Raw genomic sequence first — 21347 nt, forward strand, 5'->3', positions numbered from 1 at the left:
ATGCGGGGCGAATAGCCCTTGCGCTTATGGGGACGATGCTAGGGACTTGCATTCAATTACTCAAATTCATATTTTTCATCCCAAGCATTCCCTACAGGAATCCGAATCATCAACGGATAGAGATCGTTCATGGACCTGGCCAACCTCAATGCCTTTATCGCCATCGCGGAAACGGGCAGCTTTTCCTTGGCCGCGGAGCGCCTGCATCTGACCCAGCCCGCGGTCAGCAAACGCATTGCCGCGTTGGAATCGCAGCTGGACGTGCGCCTGTTCGACCGGCTCGGCCGCGAGATTGGCCTGACCGAGGCAGGAAGAGCCCTGCTGCCGCGGGCCTATCAGATTTTGAATGTACTGGACGACACCCGCCGCGCCTTGACCAACCTCAACGGCGACATTGGCGGCCGGCTGAGCCTGGCGACCAGCCATCACATCGGCCTGCACCGCCTGCCGCCCTTGCTACGCGCGTTCACCCGCGCTTATTCGCAGGTCAGCCTGGATATTCGCTTTCTCGATTCGGAAGTCGCCTACGACGAAGTGCTGCATGGCCGCGCCGAACTGGCGGTCATCACCCTGGCGCCGCAGACTGCCGAGCCGGTCCGGGCAATGAAGGTATGGGACGACCCGCTGGATTTCGTTGTCGCGCCCGAGCACCCGCTGGCGGGCAAGGCGGATATTCGTCTGGCCGATGTCGCCGGCCATCCTGCCGTCTTTCCCGGCGGCAACACCTTCACTCACCACATCGCCCAGCGACTGTTCGAGCGTGAGGGCCTGACGCCCAATATCACCATGAGCACCAACTATATGGAGACCATCAAGATGATGGTCTCCATCGGCATTGCCTGGAGCGTGTTACCGCGCAGCATGCTCGACGAACAGGTGGTCAGCCTGCCTCTACCAGGCATTCAGCTGACCCGGCACCTTGGCTACATCGTGCACAGGGAACGCACCCTGTCCAATGCGGCCAGAGCCTTCATGGCGCTGCTGGATGCTGAACGCGGTGACTAACCAGACGAGACAACTACAAGAAAGGGCGCCCTATGGCGCCCTTCGCTTTCTTGCAGATCAACCCTCCAGCGCGGGTCGCTGATCGGCATTGATCGGGATGCGCTTGGGCTTGGCCTCTTCCGGCACCACGCGCTCCAGGTCGATGTTGAGCAGGCCACTGTTCAGCGCAGCGCCTTTCACCTCGATGTGGTCGGCTAGCCGGAACGACAACTTGAACGCCCGCTGAGCGATGCCCTGATGCAGATAGGTGACATTGTCGGCCTCGCTTTCGCGCCGCCCGCCACTGATGGTCAGCACACTGCGCTCGACCTGCAGATCGAGGTCGGACTCCTCGAAGCCGGCGGCCGCGACCACGATTCGATACTGGTCGTCACCGTGTTTCTCGATGTTATAGGGTGGATACGAGCTGCCGGTGTCGTTGCGCAGCGCGGACTCGAACAGGTCATTGAAACGATCGAAGCCCACGGATTGCCGGAACAGAGGGGCCATGGGGAACGAACTCATGATAAACCTCCTGAATCAGCGAGTTGAAACTGGCGGGACCCGACTTCGGCATCCCGCTGAGCCCTAGATAGGAACCGTTATGCAGATTTCAAGGCACCAAAAATGAGCCTGCCGACGAGAGGTAACACCATGTCCAGAGTCATGCTGATCACAGGTGCCAGTCGTGGTATCGGCGCCGCCACTGCCCGGCTGGCGGCCCACCAGGGCTACGCACTGTGCCTCAACTATCACCAACGCGAAGACGCGGTGAAACAGGTGCTCGAACAGGTCCACGCTGCGGGCGTATCGGCAATCACGGTCAAGGCTGATGTCGCCGACGAGGGTCAGGTGGTGCAGATGTTCGAGATGATTGATCGCGAGTTCGGCCGCCTCGATGTGCTGGTCAACAACGCCGGCATGCTCGAACAGCAGATGCGCCTGGAGCAGATGGACGCCGCCCGCTGGACGCGCGTGCTCGGTGCTAATGTCATCGGCAGCTTTCTATGTGCACGCGAGGCGATCAAGCGCATGTCCAATCAGCATGGCGGCCAGGGTGGTTCGATCATCAACCTGTCCTCGATCGCCGCGCGACTTGGCGCGCCTGGGGAGTACATCGACTATGCCGCGGCCAAGGGCGCCATCGACAGCATGACGGTCGGGCTGGCCAGGGAAGTGGCCGGCGAAGGCATTCGGGTGAATGCGGTACGACCTGGCGTGATCGATACCGAGATTCACGCAAGCGGTGGCGAGCCGGATCGCATCGAGCGGGTCAAGGCAAGCGTGCCCATGGGGCGCGGCGGGAAAGCCGAGGAAGTTGCCGAAGCCATACTCTGGCTCGCCAGTGAGCACGCCAGCTATACCACCGGCGCGTTGCTGGACGTCAGCGGCGGACGCTGATCGGCCTAACCCAGCGCCGCCACCGGAATTCCGACGGTATCGACGCCGAGCATCGCGTCGATCCGCGCGCAATCATTCTCCCGGCGCAGTGCGGCGAACAGCGCCACCGCCTCGGGGTAGTTGCGCGTAAGCAAGGCCAGCCACTGCTTCAGTCTGCCGGGCGCATAGCGTGGTGCGATCTTGCCCCGCGCCTGCTGCCAGAAGTCCACCAGCGTGGGTTGAAACTCTGCCCAGCTCATCTCGGCGATGCTTTGCCCCTGTTCAGCGGCGGCGATCTGCCGTGCCAGGTCTGGCCTCGAAACCAGGCCGCGGCCCAACATGATGTTCTCCGCGCCGCTGACCTCTCGACAGCGACGCCAGTCTTCTAGCGACCAGATATCGCCGTTGGCGTATACCGGCACCACGACGACTTCCTGCACGCGAGCCACCCATTCCCAATGCGCCGGCGGCTTGTAGCCTTCGACCTTCGTTCGCGCATGCACCACCAACTGACCTGCCCCGCCGTCCACCAGCGCCCGAGCGCAATCGAGTGCACCGTCCGGGCTGTCGAAACCCAGGCGCATCTTGGCGGTGACCGGGATGTGCGCCGGCACAGTTCGCCGTACCTCACAGAGGATGGCGTGCAGCAAATCAGGCTCCCTGAGCAGGATGGCCCCACCGCGCGATTTGTTTACCGTCTTGGCCGGGCAGCCGAAATTCAGATCGATAGCAGGCGCACCCAGTGAGCAGGCATAGGCAGCATTATCAGCCAGACAGGCAGGATCGGAGCCCAGTAATTGAACGCGCACAGGGGTGCCGGCGCGAGTAATGGCGCCAGTCTGCAATTCGGGGGCAAGTTTGCGAAAGCTGCTTTGCGGCAGCAGACGATCAGAAACTCGGATGAACTCGGTGACGCACCAGTCGACACCACCCATCCGAGTCAGAACGTCACGAAGGATTTCGTCGACCAGCCCCTCCATGGGCGCCAAAGCGATCTGCATACCAGGCCAATAGATGTTGAAAGGTTGGGCATTGTACGGATGCCCAACCGCTTTATGAATGTTGCGTGGCCGGTAGCGGGCTATTCCTCGATGGTCCCGCCAATGGTGTCGGTTCCCGTGGTAGCACCCATGCCGCCTGTGGTTCCGGTATTACCCGTTCCCATGGTGCCCAGGTCACTGCCCTGCTGCGCCTTGTGGTCCCGACTGTCATGGCCTTCCGACTTTTCGCTGTGCTGGTCGGAACGCTCGCTCGATTCAACTGAGCTTTCGTTTGCAGCTCCCGGACGACGGGCGTCATCGGCGTTCTCCGCCGAACCGGCGTACGCCCCCGCAGAACCCGCCAGAAGCAATACTGTTACCGCTGTGAGTGCCCGATTCATGGCTACCTCCTATCGATGAACGACTGCGTTAATCACTACGTCTTTCCAATTTGGGACGGCGACGGTGCTCCATGTCGGTCTCATTGCCACCATGGCCGGGTTCGGCCGTGTCGTCGTACTGCTCCGCCGCTGGCTTCTTGGAGGATGCGTCACTTGCCTCAGACTGGCCCTGGTCATCCTCCAGATAGTCGATACCGCCGCCAATGCCCATCGAGCCATTGCCGGCGGCGCCGCGATCCGCCGCGCCCGTGTTCTGAGCCAACGGGATATCAGCGACCGGTCGTTCCAGATCCTGCGCGCTGACTGTTGAAGCAAGCGCTGCAACCAGCACACCAAGCTGAATACGCATGTCCGACACCTCCGCATCATCCACTTGATACTTGGGCAGCGGCGATTCCAAGGAGTGCGCCGGCGAGCGACCGATGGCATGCCGGAACCGCTTTTAGCGAGCGGGGTCACAACCACAAGGACGAATATTGGATTCAAAGAGGAAGCTCCAGATGGAACCTGCGCTGATACTCCTGATGATGATCCTGGGTTGGCTGTCGGTAGCGCTCTCCATGCTCTGGGGCATGATGAGGATCGCTCGTCGCCATCACCCGCCGCAGGCTCACCCGGCAATCAAACAGTGTCTGCCACACCAGCCAGCAGCTCCCGGCACCCTGCCCTCATGGCACGCCTGACCGGTATTTCAATCTGATTTCAAATAAACCCGTGACAGCCGCGTTTAAAGCTGTAGAATGCGCGTCGCGGGATGGAGCAGTCTGGTAGCTCGTCGGGCTCATAACCCGAAGGTCGTCGGTTCAAATCCGGCTCCCGCAACCAATTTAAAAGGCCACTCAGATGAGTGGCCTTTTTTTGTGTGCGCATAACTCTGAGACGCTCGTGTTGGCAGCAGACCTTGCAGGACTCGCTAACCTTTTGAATGAAATACGATTTTTTCCTTCCTTTTGATTGACAACGGGTAACCGGGCTGTAGAATGCGCCCCACAGACGCGGGATGGAGCAGTCTGGTAGCTCGTCGGGCTCATAACCCGAAGGTCGTCGGTTCAAATCCGGCTCCCGCAACCAAATCACGAAAAGGCCACTCAGACGAGTGGCCTTTTTCGTTTGCACGTCTTTTTTGTCACGGACAGACCAACGCCCCTCTTCGGCCAGTAAGCCGCGTCTTGTAACAACAGGTCCGTAGAATTAACTCTTTATCGGAATAGTTGCTCAGCATAGTCGGAATTATATTCCCTTTGTTTATGCATACGTCATTTATGGCCAGCAAAGCAGCAGATGGTTTATTCAGCTTAGAGCTAATTACTGCATTCGCTATAACCATTGATGATAGCCCTAGGCCAGCCTGCGTCAAAAACAAAACTCTTTTCAACTCAATAAGTTGGCTCTCCTAAACACCTCGCGACCTCCATCCGCAACTTTTTTTTGGCTCCCTAGCTTGACTTGGTTCACGTTATGACGGATATCTAGTCGCAACAGGGAGCAATACGTTGCAGAGCAGTTTAAGACCAACTGGACAGGTCAAGTTTTGCGGCGCAAGAGTTAAACCCCCTGCCTGATTAGTATCGCTTTTAATAAAGCGATGCGGGCTCGTTCGCCATAAGCATTGAGAGAGCCGGGGCTCGCAGAGTGCCCGGAGTGCGGTAGCCATGCCCGATTCTCTCAAGGTCACACGCGGACGTTGGCCGATCGCAGATGACGGGGAATACGTACAAGTTATTCAACTCGACATATAAATAAGTCGATGGCGGTAGCTTTGTCTAAATAAAAGAATATTTTAGACCGGCATTAACTTTCGTCACAGGCTAAAAGGCTACTGCCAGGCATTACGCCGTAATTCTTTATTCCCACCCAGGACGCCGATCAGCAGCGGCGCGGCAATAGCTGCGGTTCGACAAACCGTTTCGCCTCGCCTTTGCGCAGGGAGAACTACAGTGTCAACAATCTTTTATGGAACGGAAGATCAGGACAAGGCATTGATTGCGCGGGATATCAATCAGAATGGCTACGCCTGCATACCCGGCTACTTGAACAATCTGCAACTAACTCAACTGCGCGAGCAGGTTCACGAGCAGGCTCGACAGCATCACGGGGAATATTTCGCTCATCACGACGGTGAACAGGTTGCGGGCTCGCTGCTTGCCACGTTGAGCAGCGCGCCGGAGTTCCAGTCGCTGCTGGACGACGTGTATCAGCTCGGCGCAGGCAAGGCGGCACCAAGCAAGCGCATCTACCTGGTGATGCGCTGCGTGCAGGGGCAGACAGGACGCAAGGAATCGAACTGCTTTCACTACGATGCTTCTCTGGTAACGGCATTGCTACCTGTGGAAATCCCGCAGGAAGGCGACCAGCGCGGCGATCTTCTGCTGTTTCCCAATCTGCGCAAGCTTCGCAAGTACGTACTGGTCAACGTGGTGGAGAAAGCACTGCTGCAGAACAAGTTGAGTCGCAAGCTGATTAGCCGCGCGATAGGCCTCGGACTGCTCAAGCCTCAGCGCCTGCAGCTGGTACCCGGCAATCTCTACCTGTTCTGGGGCTACCGATCCCTGCATGCCAACGAGCCTTGTGATCCGGCGCAGCTGCGCGCTACCGCCATCTTCCACTACGGCGATCCCCACGCCGGCAGCCTGATGACCCGAATGATCCTCAGGCACAACCAACGCAGGGCACGGCGGGCCAGCGCAATCGGCGCGCATCAACCTGTCTGAGCACGCATCTGTAGCACCCAGCGATAACCCCCGAATGCCATTCGGGGGCGGCTGAGCTTCGATAAGGAAATCACCATGATCAACGTGACCAAGTCGTACCTGGGCAGCAAAAACAAGTTCAAGGCTTACATTGACAGGATCTACAACACCGGCTGGCTCACCAACAACGGACCGTTAGTGACTGCACTCGAGCAACGACTCAAGGACTACCTCGGGGTGAGGAACATCATCCTCACCAACAACGGAACCATCGCGCTGCAGATTGCCTATCGAGCGCTGGGTTTGACCGGCAGCGCCATCACCACGCCCTTCAGCTTTGTCGCCACCACCAGCTCGCTGCAATGGGAAGGCATCAAGCCGATCTTCGCCGACATCGATCCGGCGACCTGGAATCTGGACCCGGAACAGATCGAGCGAAATATCCGGCCCGACACCTCCGCCATCGTCGCGACGCATGTATTCGGCAATCCTTGCGATGTCGAACGCATCGAGCAGATCGCGCGCAAGAACAATCTGAGGGTCGTCTACGACGGCGCCCATGCGTTCGGCGTTCGTCACAAAGGGCGGTCGGTCTACGACTGGGGCGATATCAGCACGCTGAGCTTCCATGCGACCAAGCTGTTTCACACCATCGAGGGTGGCGCCATCGTCACCAACGACGACGCGCTGGCCGACCGCATCCGTCTGCTCTGCAACTTCGGCATCGTCGACACCGACCAGATCGAAGGCATCGGCATCAACGCCAAGCTCAACGAGTTCTCCGCCGCGATGGGCATGTGCGTGCTCGACGATATCGAGCTGATATTCGAGTGCCGGGCAGAGATCGGCCATCGCTACGAGCGCCGCCTTGGCGAACACTTCGATCTGCAACGGGCGCAGCCGGAATCCCAGTGCAACTACAGCTACTTTCCCGTTGCCCTCGCCGACGAAAGCCAGCTCCTGCGCTGCCGCTCGCAACTGAACGAGAACGGCATCAACCCCCGCCGCTACTTCTACCCGTCGCTGGACACGCTCGATCATCTGCAGCCGCAAGTGCCGCAGCCACGCTCGCGGGCCCTGAGCCGCAAGGTGCTGTGCCTGCCGATCTACCCCGGGCTGCCGCGCAAGGTGCAGGAAAAGGTCATGCAGACGCTGATCCAGGAAGCGATCCACAGCGAACAGTCGAACCGGACCCTGTTCCAGCCCTTTGCCGATGCGTTCGGGCTGTTCAGCGGCGTGGAGCGCCTGCCAGGTTCGGATTACCCGCGCATGCCCCTGACCACTGGAGGCCAGCAGTAACTCATGTCAGATCCCAAGCGGTTATCGGTGATCCGCAACACCAGCCTGAACTACCTCGGCCAGGCCTACGCCCTGCTGATCGGCATTCTGATCCTGCCGTTCTATCTGAAGCATCTGGGCGCCGAAGCCTACGGGCTGATTGGCTTCTTCGCGGTACTTCAGGCCTGGCTGCAGCTGCTCGATGCCGGGATGTCGCCGGCACTGGTGCGGCAGGTGGCACACTACCGCGGCCAGGGCGATCTCAGCACCGCGGCTGGTCCTGCAGGGCGGCTGCTGCGTTCGTTCGAGCTGCTGCTGCTGCCGATCGCCCTGGCGACCTGCGTGGCGATCTACCTGGGCAGCGGCTGGATCGCCGGGGCCTGGCTGCAGGCGCGGGAACTGAGCACCGGCACCATCATGCAGTGCATCAGCCTCATGGGCCTGATGGTCGCGCTGAGGCTCTACGCGACCCTGTACAAGAGCGGGCTGCAGGGCGTCGAACTGCACGGCTGGCTGAACGCAACGAACACCCTGATCGCCACCTTGCGCTACCTCGGCGGCCTGTTTCTGGTCGCCTATGTCTCGCAGGAACCGCTGGACTTCTTCCTGTTTCAAACCGCCGTGGCGCTGGTGGAAACGCTTGCCTTCGCCAGCAAGGCCTACATACAGCTGTCCAGCCCGAGGCTGCTCAGTGGCATCGACTGGCGCGTGGTCAAGCCGGTGCTGCCCTTCGCCGGCGGCATGTTCTTCACCTCGCTGCTGTGGATCGTGCTGACCCAGCTGGACAAGGTGCTGCTTTCTAAGGTGCTGCTGCTCAAGGAGTACGGCTACTTCTCGCTGGTGGCGCTGATCACCACCGGCATCATGACCCTGACCAACCCCCTGGTGCAGACGCTGTTGCCGCGCATGACCATGCTCGTGGCCGAGGGCCGGATCGCCGAAATGGAGCGGCTGTACCTGAACGCCACCCGCTTCGTCTGCAGCGTGCTGTTTCCGATGGCCGCGGTGATCGCCTGGCACGGGCATGCCCTGATCCTCGCCTGGACCGGCGACGCGGGCGCGGCGCAGTGGAGCGAGCGCATGCTGTTCTGGTACGTGCCGGGCAGCGCGCTGATGGCGGTCGGTGCCTTTCAGTTCTACCTGCAGTACGCCTATGGCCGGCTGCGCCTGCATATCTGGTACAGCGTGGTCTCCACCGCCATCAGCGTGCCGATCGTGATCTACGCAGCGCTCACCCACGGCGCCTATGGCGCGGCGCTTGCCTGGTTCTTCCTGCGCCTGGCGACCTTCGTGATCTGGCCTCCGGTGGTGCATCGGCGTTTCTCGCCCGGCCTGCAGGGCATCTGGACGCGTGACATCTTGCGAATCACCGCCGCGACCCTGATCGGCGTGGCGCTGGGCGAGCCGCTGTTCCTGCTGATCGCCAGCGACAACCGCTTCGACATGCTGATGGCGCTGGCCGTAAGCGGATTCATTTGCCTGGCGCTGGTCGCGGCCACCTCGAAATCACTGCGACTCAAGCTTCACCTACTCATCACCAAACGAGCGTCCAAAAATGGAATTGAAGAGCGAGCAAGCCTTGATTGAACGCTGGGGCGGCAAGACCGAGCCGCTGCTGAGCGTCGTCTGCCTGGCCTACAACCACGCATCCTTTATCAGGAAGGCGCTGGAGAGCTTCCTCCAGCAGGAAACGGATTTCCCTTTCGAGGTGATCGTCCACGACGACGCCTCGACCGACACCACCGCCGCGATCATCGCCGACTACGCGGCGCGCTACCCCCGCATCATCAAGCCGATCTATCAGACGCAGAACCAGTTCAGCCTCGGCGAGCCGTTCAGCACGCGCCTGTTCGCCCGCGCCGGGGGCAAGTACATCGCCTACTGCGAAGGCGACGACTACTGGACCGACCCGACCAAACTGCAGCAGCAGGTGGACTTCCTCGAGCAGCATCGTGACTACGTGATCACCTATCACGATGCCTTCATGTTCAACAGCAAGGGCATCATCCAGAGCCCGCAACTGACCGGAAAGCTGCGCAAGGACGCCACCGCGCAGGAGCTGATGCAGGGTCGCCCGCTCTCGACGCTCACCGTGTGCTTTCGCAATCTGGTGCAGGAGCTGCCGCCGGAACTGCTAGGCGTAAAAGTGCTGGATATCTGCTGGTGGTCGCTGCTCGGCGCCTACGGCAAAGGCAAGTTCCTGGAAACCATCAGCCCGGCCGCCTACCGCGTGCACGAGGGCGGCATCTTCTCCATGCAGCCGAGCCGGCAACGCATCCAGATGGCCATGCACGCCCACTACTCGCTGGCGCGCTACTACAGCCGCATCGGCAACAACGCGCTCTACGAGTACTTCCTGATCCAGGTGTTCGGCGAGTGCCTCTCGCTGATCTCGCCGTTCAGCAAGATCCAGGCGCTCTCGACCATCGCCCAGAACATCAGCCTCAACCTGCTGCGTCGGTTGAGCCCACGGCTGGCCAGGAGCTGACCGCCTACCCCGCTTCTTTGCACATAGCACCATGAGGAAGGATTCCCAATGACTGCCTTGACCCGCTCTTCGCTGGAATATGACGCGGACAACCGCATCGACCTTGCCGGGATAATGCGCACCGCCTATGACCACAAGGCGCTGATCATCACCATCACCGGCTTCTTCGCTGCGCTGGGCGTGCTCTACGCCCTGATCGCCACGCCGATCTACCAGGCGACGGCGATGATCCAGATCGAACCGAAAAAAGCCGCCATCACCGGCGTACCGGAAGTATCGGCCCGGCCGGATTCGGTGTCCCAGGCGGTTACCGAGATCTCCCTGCTGAAATCCCGCGCGGTGCTCGGCAAGGCTGTCGAGGAGCTCAAGCTCTACATCGTCGCCCAGCCCCGTCATTTCCCGGTGTTCGGCGCCTTCATGGCGCGCCGGCACGACCCGGCGACCGATGGCGCGCTGGCCGCCCCGCTGTTCGGCCTGAGCAGCTACGCCTGGGGCGGGGAAAAGCTCGAAGTGTTCCAGCTCGATGTGCCCGAAGCCTATCTGGGCGTGGAGCTGACACTGGTCGCCGGCACCGCCGGGGCCTACACCCTGCATGACGACGAGCACGAGCCGATCCTGCGTGGCCAGGTCAATCAGGCGGTGGAGAACCAGGGTTTCAAGGTGCAGATCGCCCAGCTGGACGCGCGTCCGGGCACCGAGTTCGCGCTGGTCCGCAACCGCCCGCAGACCACCGCGCTGGATTACCAGAACCGCTTGAAGGTCGGCGAGGCCGGCAAGGATTCCGGGATCATCTACATGTCCCTGGAAGACCCGGACCCGCAGCTGGCCAGCCATGTGCTGGACGAGATCAGCAGGCTGTACGTCAGCCAGAACATACAGCGCAGTTCCGCCGAGGCGGCCCAGCGCCTGGACTTCCTGCGTTCTCAACTACCTCAGGTGCGCAAGGAGCTGGAGAAGGCCGAAGCCGCGCTGAATGCCTACCAGACCAGCTCCAAGTCGGTGGATATCAGCATCGAGACCAAGGGCGTGCTCGACCAGATCGTCGCGCTGGAAACGCAGATATCCGAACTGTCACTCAAGCGCGTGGAGTACGACCGCCTCTATACCCGCGAGCACCCGACCTATCGCACGCTGATCACCCAGATGAACGAGCTGCAGGCGCAGAAAGCCCAGCTGCTGAAGAAGGTCGACGCCCTCCCCATGACGCAGCAGGAGTTGCTGCGCCTCCAACGTGACATGGAAGTCACGACCCAGACCTACACGCTCCTCATGAACCAGGCACAGGAGCAAGACATCCTGCGCGCCGGCACCATCGGCAACGTGCGCATCATCGACAACGCCTACTCGATGATTGAGAAGCCGTCGAAACCGGTCAAACCGCTGGTGGTGGCCATCGCGATCTTCGTCGGCCTGCTCGTCTCGGCGGCAGTCATCCTGCTGCGCCAGGCCTTCTACCGCGGTGTGGAAAGCCCGGACGTGATCGAGAAGCTTGGCGTACCGGTCTATGCCGGCCTGCCCTACAGCGCCTCTCAGGATCAGCTCAATCGCAGCCGCAAGAGCCGCGACGGCAAGACTCGCCTGCTCAGCCTCACCGAACCGACCGATCTGGCGGTCGAATCGCTGCGCAGCCTGCGTACCAGCCTCAAGTTCGCCATGCTCGAGGCGCGCAACAAAGTGCTGATGATCACCAGCCCGACCCCTTCGGTGGGCAAGTCGTTCGTGTCCAGCAACCTTGCCGCGGTGATCGCGCAGACCGGCCAGCGCGTGCTGCTGATCGATGCCGACATGCGCCGCGGCTACCTGCATACCCTGTTCGGCATGGCACCGCGTCACGGGCTGTCGGATGCACTGGCCAGTGGCCTGAACCTGGCGGAGATCACCAACCGCACCGAGCAGAAAAACCTGCACTTCATCTCCGCCGGGTTCTCCGCGCCGAATCCGTCCGAACTGCTGATGCACGACAACTTCTCCCGCCTGCTGCGTGAAGCGGAAAAGCTCTACGACTTCATCATCATCGATACGCCGCCGGTGCTCGCGGTGACCGACGCCGTACTGGTCGCCCAGCAGTCGGGCACCAACCTGTTGGTGGCCCGCTTCGGCCTCAGCACCAGCTCGCAGATTGATGCATCCAAGCGGCGGCTCGCGCAGAACGGCGTGCTGCTCAAGGGCGTGATCCTCAATGCCGTGAAGCGCAAGGCCTCGACCTCGCCGTACGACAGCGGCGCCTATGGTTATTACACCTACACCCAGCAAGCCTGATCGCCAGACAAGGAGGTGCACCGTGCTCAGAACCGTCTCGATGATGCAGCCCTACCTATTTCCGTACCTGGGCTACTTTCAGTTGATCGCGCTCAGCGACGTATTCGTGCTGGGTGACGACCTGCAATTCGTCAGGGGCTCCTGGATGAACCGCAACCGGATTCTCGTCAATGGCCAACCCAAGCTCATCAGCTTCCCGCTGAAGAAGGGCCATCAGACCGAGCGCATCAACCAGCGCTGGCTCTGCGACGACTTCGACAAGGAAGCCGCGGGGCTGATGCTGACCCTCGAGCGTTGCTACGCCAAGGCACCCCAGCGCGATGCGGTGCTGCCGCTGATTCGCAGCATCCTGCAATGTCCGGAGCGCAATCTGGCGCTGTTCACCGAAAACTCCCTGCGCTGCCTCTGCGCCTACCTGAACATCCGCACGCCGATCTATCGCGGCTCCAGCCTCGGCTTGCCGGCGAAGATGGACATGCAGGACCGGGTCATCCAGATCACCCATCGCATGGACGGCGAGCTCTACCTGAATCCCATCGGCGGCATGGAGCTGTACTGCCCTGCCCGCTTCCGCGCCGACGGCCTGCTGCTGCGCTTCCTGCGCATGGATGACATTACCTATGCGCAGCTCAAGCATCCGTTCGTACCGTCGCTGTCGATCATCGACGTGCTGATGTTCAACAGCCGCGAAGAGATCAAGGAATTGCTGCAGCGCTTCAGCGTGGTCGAGGGACAGGAAAAAAGGGCAACGCTGACACTGGCGTGACGACATTCCGCCTGCCATCGGGATTCGGGCAGGCCAATCAGGGAAGGACATCCCCATGACACCGAGCAATACCGCACGCTGGTATCTGATCCAGACCAAGCCTCGCCAGGAGGCCCGCGCCGAGGAGCACCTGCTGCGCCAGCACTTCGAATGCTACCGCCCGCTCAAGACACCTGCTCCCTCACGCGGCTCGCACGGGGCCAAGTCCGGCGAGGCGCTGTTTCCGGGCTACCTGTTCATCCGCCTCGATTGCATTCACGACAACTGGTATCCGATCCGCTCCACCCGTGGTGTCAGCCGCGTGGTGACCTTCGGCGGCCAACCGACGCCGGTACGCGACGAGCTGATCGAACAGTTGCGCCGACGCCTGGCGCAGAGCGAAGCCGCACCAGCAGCAACCTTCACTCCCGGCGAGCGCGTGCAGGTCAGCGGGGGCAGCTTCAGTGACATCGAAGCGATCTTCGTCAGCAGCGACGGCGAAGAACGCTCCGTCATCCTGCTCAACCTGCTGCAGCGTGAGCAGAAGGTCCGGGTACCCACCCGTTATCTCCAGTGCTACTCCTGAGCCAGGCGAGTGCCCGTAGGGCCATGCGAGCAGCCTGACAGGTTCAATCAGCGAGCCAACCGATGAAGATCCTATTCCTCAATGCGTTCTACACCCCGCATGTCGGCGGCGGCGCAGAAGTCATCCTCCGGCACCTGGCCGAAGGGTTGCAGCGGCGTGGTTGTGAGGTGGCAGTGCTGGCGACCGGCCCGGATGCCGGGCTGAACATGCAGATTCAGGACGGTGTGCGGGTCTATCGCGCCAACCTGGCGAACAGCTACTGGCACTACACCCAGCAGCGCCCGAGTCGCGTCGCCCGCCTCGGCTGGCACTACCGGGACCGCTACAACCGCGACATGCGCTGTCACGTGCGCGAGGTGATCGCGCGGGAGCAGCCGGATATCGTGGTCTGCAACAACCTCACCGGCTGGTCGATTTCCGCCTGGGACGAAATCACCGCCGCCGGCCTGCCGATCGTCCAGGTGCTGCACGACCTGTACCTGCTCTGCCCGAAGGACACCATGTTCAACCACGGCAAGAGCTGCCAGCGCCAGTGCGGTATGTGTTCGGTGTTCCGTCTCCGCCACGCCGGCGCCTCAGCGCAAGTGGCCACGGCGATCGGCGTCAGCCGCTTCGTGCTCGAGCGCATCACCGCACAGGGCTATTTCAGTGGCGCGCGCCAGCATGTGGTGCACAACTGCACGCCGGCCAACCCCGGTCAGGGCAGCAAGCCCAGGCAGCGCAGCAACCATCCACTGCGCTTCGGCTATATCGGCACGCTGTCGGAGAACAAGGGCGTCGGCTGGCTGATCGAGCAGTTCCAGCGGCTGGACATCGATGCGCGGCTGGATATCGCCGGGCGCGGCAAGCTGGACTACGAAGCCCGGCTGAAGGCCATGGCCGATCCGAAGAAGGTCAGCTTTCTCGGCTACTGCGACAGCGACGAGTTCATGCAGAGCATCGATGTGTTGGTGGTGCCGTCGCTGTGGGGCGAGCCGTTCGGCCTGGTGGCCGTCGAAGGCTGCGCCAACAACCTGCCGGTGATCGCCAGCAACATGGGCGGGCTGCCGGAGATCATCCGCGACGAATGCAACGGCCTGCTCTGCTCGCCCGATGATCCCGACTCACTCGGCATCGCCATGCTCTGGCTCTACATCGACGGCGCACTGCGGCAGCGGCTCGCCAGCCAGGCACGGGCCAGCGTGCTGCCGCTGCTGGATATGGAACGCATGCTGGATCAGTACCAGACCATCCTGCGCGAAACACTTCAGGGAACGAGAATCCACCATGAACCAGAGCCTGCTGATTACCCCGCGGCGACGCGAATCGAATCCGTTGGCCTTCGACAAGCCGACATTGTTGACGCTGGTCGTCGCCTCGCTGCTGCTGACTGAAACCTTTTCCGGCGCACTGCGCTACTACTTCGACATGGCCGGGATTTCCTGGCTGCTGTACCTGCCCAAGATTGCCTGCCTGATCGCGCTGGGCCTGGAGCTGCTGCGCTACCGCGGCTGGCCGGCGTTCTGGCTGGTGCTGCTGGGGCTTGTCACTTCCGCCCAGCTGGCACTGATGCATGGCGCGGAGCTGGCCAACATCGGTTTCAGCCTATTCATCTACATTCCGCTGTTGTTCGGTCTGATCTGCGGCCGGCATCTGGAGCTGCGGCTCGGGCTGCTGCGGCGAATCATCGGCTTCTGCCTGATCGCCTCTTTTGTCGGCATCGCCCTGGACATGCTCACCAGCGTTCCGTGGAAGGGCTACAGCTACATGGTCGGCGAGGTGGAACTAAGCGCCAACCGCTCGTGGGCGTTCGACGACATCGACCGCATCGGCGGCTTCGCCCGCATGTCCACCGCGCTGTCGGTGATGATCGCGATCTACAGCCTGTTCATCGCCGCATTCATCCAGCCGCGCGTGCTACGCCTGATGCTCTACATTGCAGCGCTGATCGGCATCGTGCTGACCACCAACAAATCCACCGCGGCGGCCTACGTGCTGACCCTGCTGATGCTGATCGTCACGGCCTACCGCTTCGCCAGCGCCACGGCCTTTCTGATCGCGGTGCTGGTCGGCCTGATGCTGCCGATGTTTAGCCTGGTGCTCAGCCTGGACCCCAACGCCGCGAACAACGGCTCGCTGCTGGCCTCATTCGCCGACCGTCTGATCAACAGCTGGCCGAACTTCATCGAGGTCATCACCCGTGAAGGATGGGGCTGGTGGGGCGCGGGATTTGGCGCGGTGGGCAGCACTGGCAAGGTCTATCCCGTACCCGGGCTGGAGTTGCTGAGCATTGCCGACAATACCGCGCTGTACCTGTGGGGAATGCTCGGCGTGTTCGGTGTGCTGCTCTACCTGCTGACCTTTCCGCTGATGCTGCGCCTGCATGAGCGGGGCTCGCGACTGCGCAGCGCGTTGCTGCCGATCGTTTTCTGCATCTGCCTGGTGGCCTGGGCCACGGATGTACTGGAGGTGTCCATCGCCACGCTGTTCCTGGGTCTGGCGATCTCCCACGTGCTGACCCCGGCCCGCGCCCCGAGCAACAACCTGGCGGCGCAGCGGCTGCCCGAGTTGCAGCACCTGACCTGAGACCTACCTTCACGGATGATCCACATGACGAAGCGCTCTACCCCGCTCAACACCCTGCTGCTGGGCGGCTTGCTTGGCCTTGCTCCGTTTACACCGGCCCAGACCACCGAGGAGCCTTTCGTGGTCGGCGTCTGTGCCCATGAACTGCACAAGGGCGACCCCAGCGGCCGCGCCTACGCGATGATGCGCGATGCCGGCATCACCTCCGTGCGCACCGACGCCCACTGGGCCTATGTCGAACGTCGGCCCGGGCAATTGAAGATCGAGCCATCCTGGCACCGTTACCTGAAGGCAACCGCCGCTCACGGGCTAAGCACCCAGTTCATCCTCGGCTACGGCAACTCGCACTACGGCGGTGGTGAAAAGCCCCGCAGCGAGCCGGTAAGGGCGGCATTCAATCGCTATGTCGAGTTCATCACCGAAGAGCTGAAAGGCCAGGTGGCGTATTACGAGATCTGGAACGAATGGGACGTCGAGGACCCGCGCGACCCGGAATTCACCCAGGATTACGCGCGGCTGATCGCCGATGCGTCCGGGATCATCCGGCAGCGCGCGCCCAACGCCAAGGTGCTCGCCGGCGCCGTGACCAGCCAGGGCATCGACTCCGGTTTCGCCCTGCGCCTGCTGGAGAACGGCCTGATGCAATCGGTCGACGGCCTGTCGTTGCACCCCTACGTGCACTGCCGCGGCTGGCGGCGCAACACCCCAGAGGCCTGGATCGAATGGATGAGCGAGGTCGACAAGGACCTGACCCGCGCCGCCGGACGCCCGGTACCGCTCTACCTGACGGAAATGGCCTGGCCTGCCCACCAGGGCGCATGCGGCATCGATGAAAGCCTGCAGGGGGCCTACCTCGCCCGCGCCTTCTTTCTGGCCAAGACACTGCCGAGCATCAAGGGCATGTGGTGGTACGACTTCCGCAACGATGGCACCGACAAGACCGAACGCGAACACAACTTCGGCCTGGTACGGCAGGACTTCACCCTCAAGCCGGCCTATTCGGTGCTCGCCTCCATCAGCCAGATCGTCAGCCAGTACAGCTTCCTCAGCCGCGAAGAGAAAACCCCGGGTGACGTGGTGATGCTGCGATTCGCCCGCGGAGACGATGAACTGATGGTGGCCTGGAGCACCGGCAAGCCGCGAACCGTGGAGCTGCAGAACTCCGAAGGCCAGGCGGGTCAGGTGGCGCTGATCGATACCGCCCAGCCCCAGCACGGCCGTGTGGTCACCAGTACCGAGTGGAAGTGTCCGGGCAAAGGCCAGGCCTGCAGCACCGAGGTGGAGCTCGATGGATTCCCGAAAATCATCAGCCTGCGCGCGGTGCAGAACGACGGTTGACCCCTGTCGCGACATGCACTGACCGCACGACCGGCCACCCAGGCGAAACGCAACCGGACCAGCACGCGCTGGCCAACCCGCATTGACCGCCACGCACGACGCATCGCTTCGCCAGTCGCCAAAGCCGCCACCTGCCAGCGTTCGCCGCGTGCCAGCAACCGGCGGCGCACACCATCCCCGCAAGGAGAGCCCTACATGATCGCCATCAACGCCCGTTTCCTGACTCAGGAAACCCGCGGTGTGCAACGTTTTGCCGAACAGGTCTGCCTTGAGCTTGCCGCCATGCGCAAGGACCTGACATTCATTGCGCCGGACGACATCCGCATGCACGCCAGCGCCGAGCGCCTGCAGGTGCGGCGCATCGGCCGCAACCACGGGCATCTGTGGGAACAGCTGGACCTGCCACTGTGGCTGGCGCGCCACGGCTATCCGCCGCTGGTATCACTGTGCAACACGGCACCGCTGATCTACCGCAACCAGATCGCCACCCATCACGACATCACCTACGTGCGCCATCCAGAAAGCTATTCGCGCACCTTCCGCAGCGTCTACAAGGGGCTCACGCCGCTACTGCTCAAGCGCATCAAGGCACTGATCACCGTCAGCGACTTCTCACGCAAGGAAATCGCCCGCTACTACGGCTACCCGAGCGAGAAGATCTGCGTCGTCCCCAACGCGGTGGCGGCCAAATTCCATCCGCCGAGTGGCGCGGATCGCAGCGGCAATGCCAGGCCATACGTGCTGGCGGTGTCCTCCCCGAACGCGCACAAGAACTTCGCGCGGATGGTCGCGGCCTTCCTCAGCCTGGAAGGCTTCGATGACGTGGAACTGCACATCGTCGGCGACTCGCACTCGGTCTTCTCAGGCTCCACTTCCAGCATTGATGGCAATCCACGCGTACGCATTCTCGGCCGGCTGAACGACGATCAGCTGGTGCGCGAATACCAGGGCGCCACCGCCTTCGTGTTCCCTTCGCTCTACGAAGGCTTCGGCATTCCGCCGCTGGAGGCCCAGGCCTGCGGGTGTCCGGTGATCGCCGCCCGGGCCGCGTCGATACCCGAAGTGCTCGGCGAGAGCGTGCTCTATTTCGAGCCCCTGAACATCGAGGACATTGCCCGCTGCATGCGCCACGTGCTGCAGGACGCGCGCCTGCGCGATGACCTGCGCACCCTCGGCCTGGCCAACGTCGAGCGCTACTCCTGGAAGCGCTCGGCGCAAACCGTGTCGCAGCTGATCGACAAGGCACTGATGGGCAAACCCAGCCCGCCGTCCTTTATCGCCTGGTCATCGGACCGCCCCTGATGCCCGACGAATGCAGTCCCGACACTCAACTCCATCAACCAAGCGAGGCAGACCATGGAACGGTTGGCGCATATCGACGCGCTACGCGGCAGCGCAGCCCTACTCCTGATTTTCCAGACCCTGCTGTTGCCACTGTCAGACGGCTGGGCACTGCAGCACGCCCTGGACCCCGGACTGCTGGCGGTGCTCTGGTTCCTGCTGTGCTGCGGTTTCATCGTGCCGGCCAGCCTGCATACCAGCGTCGACGGCGGGCGAGGCTTCGTCGTCCGCCGCCTGCTGCGCCTGCTGCCGGTCTACCTGCTGGCGGTGCTGCTGACCGCCATTCTGTTGCCGACGGCACCGGCCTGGCTGCCGGGTGTGGCCGCGCCAGGCGGCGCCATGGCGTTCGAGGTCATCGGCGCTTACGGAGCGCTGCTGCCAATCCTGCTGTTCTACGGATTGTGCCTGCTGCTGCAGGTGCTCGGCCTGTTGCACAGCGTCAGTCTGCGGACCAGCTGCGCGCTCGTGCTGCTGGCGGTGGCGCTGCTGCTCGCCCTGGCGCGGCAGCTGCTGGGCACAGAGCTACCGGTCACGCTGCCGCTGGCGCTATCACTGATGTTTTTCGCGTCACTCAGGTACGAGGCCAAGCATGAAAGCAGCAGCTACGCCCGCAGACGAGCCCGTGAATATGCGCGCTACACGCTGCGAATCTACCTGCTGGTGCTGCCGATCATCTTCCTGGCCGGCTGGTCTGCGGACGCAACCGCCTGGCCCCGGGACCTGCTCACCTATGCCCTGGCCATCGTGACCTTCCTGCTGGTCACCAGCCGGCTACCGCTACGGGCACCCCCGCTCGTCTGGCTTGGAAGCCTCAGCTACTCGCTCTATCTGTTGCTGCCAGCGATGCAGCGCCTGAGCGAACTGCTGACCCAGGCGCTCGGCCTGACCGGTCCGACCGTCAGCCTGGCTGGCGCTGTGTTCGGCCTGCTGCTGGCCCTCGGTAGCGCCCAGCTCTGCCGACAGTTGCTGGATCTGCCGCTGGCTCACGCCGGCAGGCGCCTGACCAGACAACACGACCTGATGCCACTGGCACGCCTGCACAGCCGCTGAGGCTCACCGCCTCGCTGCTCACTCTTTCTCGATCAAGGATGTCATGCCATGAAAGTTGCCATCGTTCACGACTGGCTGGTGACGTATGCCGGCGCCGAGCGCGTGCTCGCCGGGCTGTGCGCCGTCTGGCCGGACGCCGATCTGTTCGCCGTCATCGATTTTCTCTCCGACGCCGACCGTGCCCACCTCGGCGGCAAGCGCGCCACCACCACCTTCATCCAGCAACTGCCGAAGGCGCGCACCCATTACCAGAAGTACCTGCCGCTGATGCCGCTGGCCATCGAGCAGCTCGACATGTCCTCGTATGACCTGATCATTTCCAGCAGCCACGCAGTGGCCAAGGGCGTGCTGACCGGGCCCAACCAGCTGCACATCAGCTACGTGCATTCGCCCATCCGCTACGCCTGGGACCTGCAGCACCAGTACCTGCACGAAGCCAGCCTGGAGCGCGGCATCAAGGCCAAGCTGGCGCGCATGCTGCTGCACTACATGCGCATGTGGGACCAGCGCACCGCCAGCGGCGTCGACGAGTTCATCGCCAATTCGCACTTCATCGGCCGGCGCATCAACAAGAGCTACCGGCGCCAATCCACGGTGATCTACCCGCCGGTCGACACCTGCCAGTTCACCCTGCACGAGGCCAAGGAAGACTTCTATCTCACCGCTTCGCGGATGGTGCCCTACAAGAAGATGCCGATGATCATCGAGGCGTTCGCGGCTATGCCGGACAAGCGCCTGATCGTCATCGGCACCGGCCCGGAAATGGAAAAGGCCCGTGAAGCGGCCGGGCCCAATGTCACCCTGCTCGGCTACCAGAGTTTCGAGGTGCTGCTGCAACACATGCAGCGCGCCAAGGCGTTCGTCTTTGCCGCCGAAGAAGATTTCGGCATCGCGCCCATCGAGGCCCAGGCCTGTGGCACGCCGGTGGTCGCCTACGGGCGCGGCGGCGTACTGGAAACCGTGCGCGGGCTCGAACATGCCGAACCCACGGGCGTGTTCTACCCGGAGCAGACCACCGCCTCGCTCATCGCCGCCATCGGCGAGTTCGAGGCCCAGTGCTCGCGCATCACACCGGAAAACTGCCGACGCAATGCCGAGCGCTTCTCCAGCGAACGCTTCCAGCAGGAAATCCGCGCCTTCGTCGACGCGCGCCTGCGCGAAGCCAGGGCCTTCGACCTTCAGCAGAGCTCGGCGCCCTTGCCGGCCCCCAGCACGCCGCTCTACCCGGCAGCCGTGGTGCCGATCAAGCACGCCTGATGCGT

Annotated in this window: 20 protein-coding genes and 2 tRNA genes; 18 read left to right on the plus strand and 4 right to left on the minus strand. The window is 62.4% G+C overall.

The features are described from left to right. Window positions 1-129: 129 nt before the first annotated feature. Window positions 130-1005 carry a LysR family transcriptional regulator gene (locus tag LLJ08_RS12405; RefSeq protein WP_228207146.1) on the plus strand — a complete coding sequence of 292 codons (876 nt, stop codon included), beginning with the start codon at window positions 130-132 and terminating at the stop codon, window positions 1003-1005. Window positions 1006-1062: 57 nt separating this feature from the next. Here LLJ08_RS12405 and LLJ08_RS12410 read toward each other — a convergent pair whose 3' ends face one another. Further along, window positions 1063-1509 (minus strand): Hsp20 family protein, encoded by a 447-nt coding sequence (locus tag LLJ08_RS12410; protein ID WP_218857829.1) that lies wholly within the window; start codon window positions 1507-1509, stop codon window positions 1063-1065. A 129-nt stretch (window positions 1510-1638) separates the two neighbouring features. Between LLJ08_RS12410 and LLJ08_RS12415 the strand changes: the two genes are divergently transcribed. Further along, on the plus strand, window positions 1639-2385 hold the full coding sequence (locus tag LLJ08_RS12415; RefSeq protein ID WP_101275551.1) for an SDR family oxidoreductase: 747 nt from the start codon (window positions 1639-1641) through the stop codon (window positions 2383-2385). A 5-nt stretch (window positions 2386-2390) separates the two neighbouring features. Here the strand turns inward: LLJ08_RS12415 and LLJ08_RS12420 are convergent, their stop codons facing one another. The 3 genes from LLJ08_RS12420 to LLJ08_RS12430 all read right to left on the minus strand — a co-directional run bounded on the left by LLJ08_RS12420 (window position 2391) and on the right by LLJ08_RS12430 (window position 4094). Continuing rightward, window positions 2391-3365, minus strand: a complete 975-nt coding sequence (locus LLJ08_RS12420) for a tRNA dihydrouridine synthase (RefSeq protein WP_213574882.1) — start codon at window positions 3363-3365, stop codon at window positions 2391-2393. 80 nt (window positions 3366-3445) lie between these two features. Further along, a complete protein-coding gene (locus tag LLJ08_RS12425) occupies window positions 3446-3745 on the minus strand; it encodes a hypothetical protein (RefSeq protein ID WP_181067285.1) in 300 nt (99 codons plus the stop codon). Window positions 3746-3773: 28 nt separating this feature from the next. Beyond that, window positions 3774-4094 (minus strand): hypothetical protein, encoded by a 321-nt coding sequence (locus tag LLJ08_RS12430; protein WP_336512842.1) that lies wholly within the window; start codon window positions 4092-4094, stop codon window positions 3774-3776. A 151-nt stretch (window positions 4095-4245) separates the two neighbouring features. On the opposite strand from LLJ08_RS12430, the gene LLJ08_RS12435 reads away from it, so the two are divergent. The 16 genes from LLJ08_RS12435 to LLJ08_RS12510 all read left to right on the plus strand — a co-directional run bounded on the left by LLJ08_RS12435 (window position 4246) and on the right by LLJ08_RS12510 (window position 21342). Continuing rightward, a complete protein-coding gene (locus LLJ08_RS12435; protein ID WP_228207148.1) occupies window positions 4246-4428 on the plus strand; it encodes a hypothetical protein in 183 nt (60 codons plus the stop codon). 65 nt (window positions 4429-4493) lie between these two features. Next, a tRNA-Met gene (locus tag LLJ08_RS12440) sits at window positions 4494-4570 on the plus strand. Between the two features lie 169 nt (window positions 4571-4739). Further along, window positions 4740-4816 (plus strand) — tRNA-Met (locus tag LLJ08_RS12445). Between the two features lie 866 nt (window positions 4817-5682). Beyond that, on the plus strand, window positions 5683-6456 hold the full coding sequence (locus LLJ08_RS12450; protein ID WP_228207149.1) for a hypothetical protein: 774 nt from the start codon (window positions 5683-5685) through the stop codon (window positions 6454-6456). Between the two features lie 75 nt (window positions 6457-6531). Further along, window positions 6532-7734, plus strand: a complete 1203-nt coding sequence (locus LLJ08_RS12455; protein ID WP_228207150.1) for a DegT/DnrJ/EryC1/StrS family aminotransferase — start codon at window positions 6532-6534, stop codon at window positions 7732-7734. A gap of 3 nt (window positions 7735-7737) precedes the next feature. Then, entirely contained in the window at window positions 7738-9300 is a 1563-nt protein-coding gene (locus LLJ08_RS12460; protein WP_228207151.1) for a lipopolysaccharide biosynthesis protein, read from the plus strand. Next, on the plus strand, window positions 9269-10201 hold the full coding sequence (locus LLJ08_RS12465; RefSeq protein WP_031298155.1) for a glycosyltransferase family 2 protein: 933 nt from the start codon (window positions 9269-9271) through the stop codon (window positions 10199-10201). Before LLJ08_RS12460 ends, LLJ08_RS12465 begins: the two co-directional genes overlap by 32 nt. 48 nt (window positions 10202-10249) lie before the next feature. After that, window positions 10250-12460 carry a polysaccharide biosynthesis tyrosine autokinase gene (locus LLJ08_RS12470; RefSeq protein ID WP_228207152.1) on the plus strand — a complete coding sequence of 737 codons (2211 nt, stop codon included), beginning with the start codon at window positions 10250-10252 and terminating at the stop codon, window positions 12458-12460. A 22-nt stretch (window positions 12461-12482) separates the two neighbouring features. Beyond that, on the plus strand, window positions 12483-13226 hold the full coding sequence (locus LLJ08_RS12475; protein WP_014820568.1) for a WbqC family protein: 744 nt from the start codon (window positions 12483-12485) through the stop codon (window positions 13224-13226). Between the two features lie 55 nt (window positions 13227-13281). Then, the gene (gene rfaH, locus LLJ08_RS12480) at window positions 13282-13791 is read left to right on the plus strand and encodes a transcription/translation regulatory transformer protein RfaH (RefSeq protein ID WP_228207153.1); all 510 of its coding nucleotides are present in this window, start codon (window positions 13282-13284) and stop codon (window positions 13789-13791) included. Window positions 13792-13853: 62 nt separating this feature from the next. Continuing rightward, window positions 13854-15164 carry a glycosyltransferase family 4 protein gene (locus LLJ08_RS12485; RefSeq protein ID WP_228207154.1) on the plus strand — a complete coding sequence of 437 codons (1311 nt, stop codon included), beginning with the start codon at window positions 13854-13856 and terminating at the stop codon, window positions 15162-15164. Further along, on the plus strand, window positions 15058-16356 hold the full coding sequence (locus tag LLJ08_RS12490) for a hypothetical protein (protein ID WP_228207155.1): 1299 nt from the start codon (window positions 15058-15060) through the stop codon (window positions 16354-16356). The genes LLJ08_RS12485 and LLJ08_RS12490 overlap by 107 nt, the downstream gene beginning before the upstream one ends. Before the next feature lie 24 nt (window positions 16357-16380). Then, window positions 16381-17694 (plus strand): hypothetical protein, encoded by a 1314-nt coding sequence (locus tag LLJ08_RS12495; protein WP_228207156.1) that lies wholly within the window; start codon window positions 16381-16383, stop codon window positions 17692-17694. Window positions 17695-17889: 195 nt separating this feature from the next. Then, entirely contained in the window at window positions 17890-18996 is a 1107-nt protein-coding gene (locus LLJ08_RS12500) for a glycosyltransferase family 4 protein (protein WP_228207157.1), read from the plus strand. A gap of 54 nt (window positions 18997-19050) precedes the next feature. Then, window positions 19051-20085: an acyltransferase gene (locus tag LLJ08_RS12505; protein WP_228207158.1), complete on the plus strand. Its 1035-nt coding sequence runs from the start codon at window positions 19051-19053 to the stop codon at window positions 20083-20085. A 48-nt stretch (window positions 20086-20133) separates the two neighbouring features. Continuing rightward, the gene (locus LLJ08_RS12510) at window positions 20134-21342 is read left to right on the plus strand and encodes a glycosyltransferase family 4 protein (RefSeq protein WP_228207159.1); all 1209 of its coding nucleotides are present in this window, start codon (window positions 20134-20136) and stop codon (window positions 21340-21342) included. Window positions 21343-21347: the final 5 nt, after the last annotated feature.

The sequence above is a fragment of the Stutzerimonas chloritidismutans genome, assembly GCF_020783375.1.
Classification (GTDB): domain Bacteria; phylum Pseudomonadota; class Gammaproteobacteria; order Pseudomonadales; family Pseudomonadaceae; genus Stutzerimonas; species Stutzerimonas kunmingensis.

Bases quoted from the DNA above. Each gene is read 5' to 3' on its own strand.
- LLJ08_RS12405 (WP_228207146.1), top strand. From the start codon at position 130: ATGGACCTGGCCAACCTCAATGCCTTTATCGCCATCGCGGAAACGGGC.
- LLJ08_RS12410 (WP_218857829.1), bottom strand. From the start codon at position 1,509: ATGAGTTCGTTCCCCATGGCCCCTCTGTTCCGGCAATCCGTGGGCTTC.
- LLJ08_RS12415 (WP_101275551.1), top strand. From the start codon at position 1,639: ATGTCCAGAGTCATGCTGATCACAGGTGCCAGTCGTGGTATCGGCGCC.
- LLJ08_RS12420 (WP_213574882.1), bottom strand. From the start codon at position 3,365: ATGCAGATCGCTTTGGCGCCCATGGAGGGGCTGGTCGACGAAATCCTT.
- LLJ08_RS12425 (WP_181067285.1), bottom strand. From the start codon at position 3,745: ATGAATCGGGCACTCACAGCGGTAACAGTATTGCTTCTGGCGGGTTCT.
- LLJ08_RS12430 (WP_336512842.1), bottom strand. From the start codon at position 4,094: ATGCGTATTCAGCTTGGTGTGCTGGTTGCAGCGCTTGCTTCAACAGTC.
- LLJ08_RS12435 (WP_228207148.1), top strand. From the start codon at position 4,246: ATGGAACCTGCGCTGATACTCCTGATGATGATCCTGGGTTGGCTGTCG.
- LLJ08_RS12455 (WP_228207150.1), top strand. From the start codon at position 6,532: ATGATCAACGTGACCAAGTCGTACCTGGGCAGCAAAAACAAGTTCAAG.
- LLJ08_RS12460 (WP_228207151.1), top strand. From the start codon at position 7,738: ATGTCAGATCCCAAGCGGTTATCGGTGATCCGCAACACCAGCCTGAAC.
- LLJ08_RS12465 (WP_031298155.1), top strand. From the start codon at position 9,269: ATGGAATTGAAGAGCGAGCAAGCCTTGATTGAACGCTGGGGCGGCAAG.
- LLJ08_RS12470 (WP_228207152.1), top strand. From the start codon at position 10,250: ATGACTGCCTTGACCCGCTCTTCGCTGGAATATGACGCGGACAACCGC.
- rfaH (WP_228207153.1), top strand. From the start codon at position 13,282: ATGACACCGAGCAATACCGCACGCTGGTATCTGATCCAGACCAAGCCT.
- LLJ08_RS12485 (WP_228207154.1), top strand. From the start codon at position 13,854: ATGAAGATCCTATTCCTCAATGCGTTCTACACCCCGCATGTCGGCGGC.
- LLJ08_RS12490 (WP_228207155.1), top strand. From the start codon at position 15,058: ATGAACCAGAGCCTGCTGATTACCCCGCGGCGACGCGAATCGAATCCG.
- LLJ08_RS12495 (WP_228207156.1), top strand. From the start codon at position 16,381: ATGACGAAGCGCTCTACCCCGCTCAACACCCTGCTGCTGGGCGGCTTG.
- LLJ08_RS12500 (WP_228207157.1), top strand. From the start codon at position 17,890: ATGATCGCCATCAACGCCCGTTTCCTGACTCAGGAAACCCGCGGTGTG.
- LLJ08_RS12505 (WP_228207158.1), top strand. From the start codon at position 19,051: ATGGAACGGTTGGCGCATATCGACGCGCTACGCGGCAGCGCAGCCCTA.
- LLJ08_RS12510 (WP_228207159.1), top strand. From the start codon at position 20,134: ATGAAAGTTGCCATCGTTCACGACTGGCTGGTGACGTATGCCGGCGCC.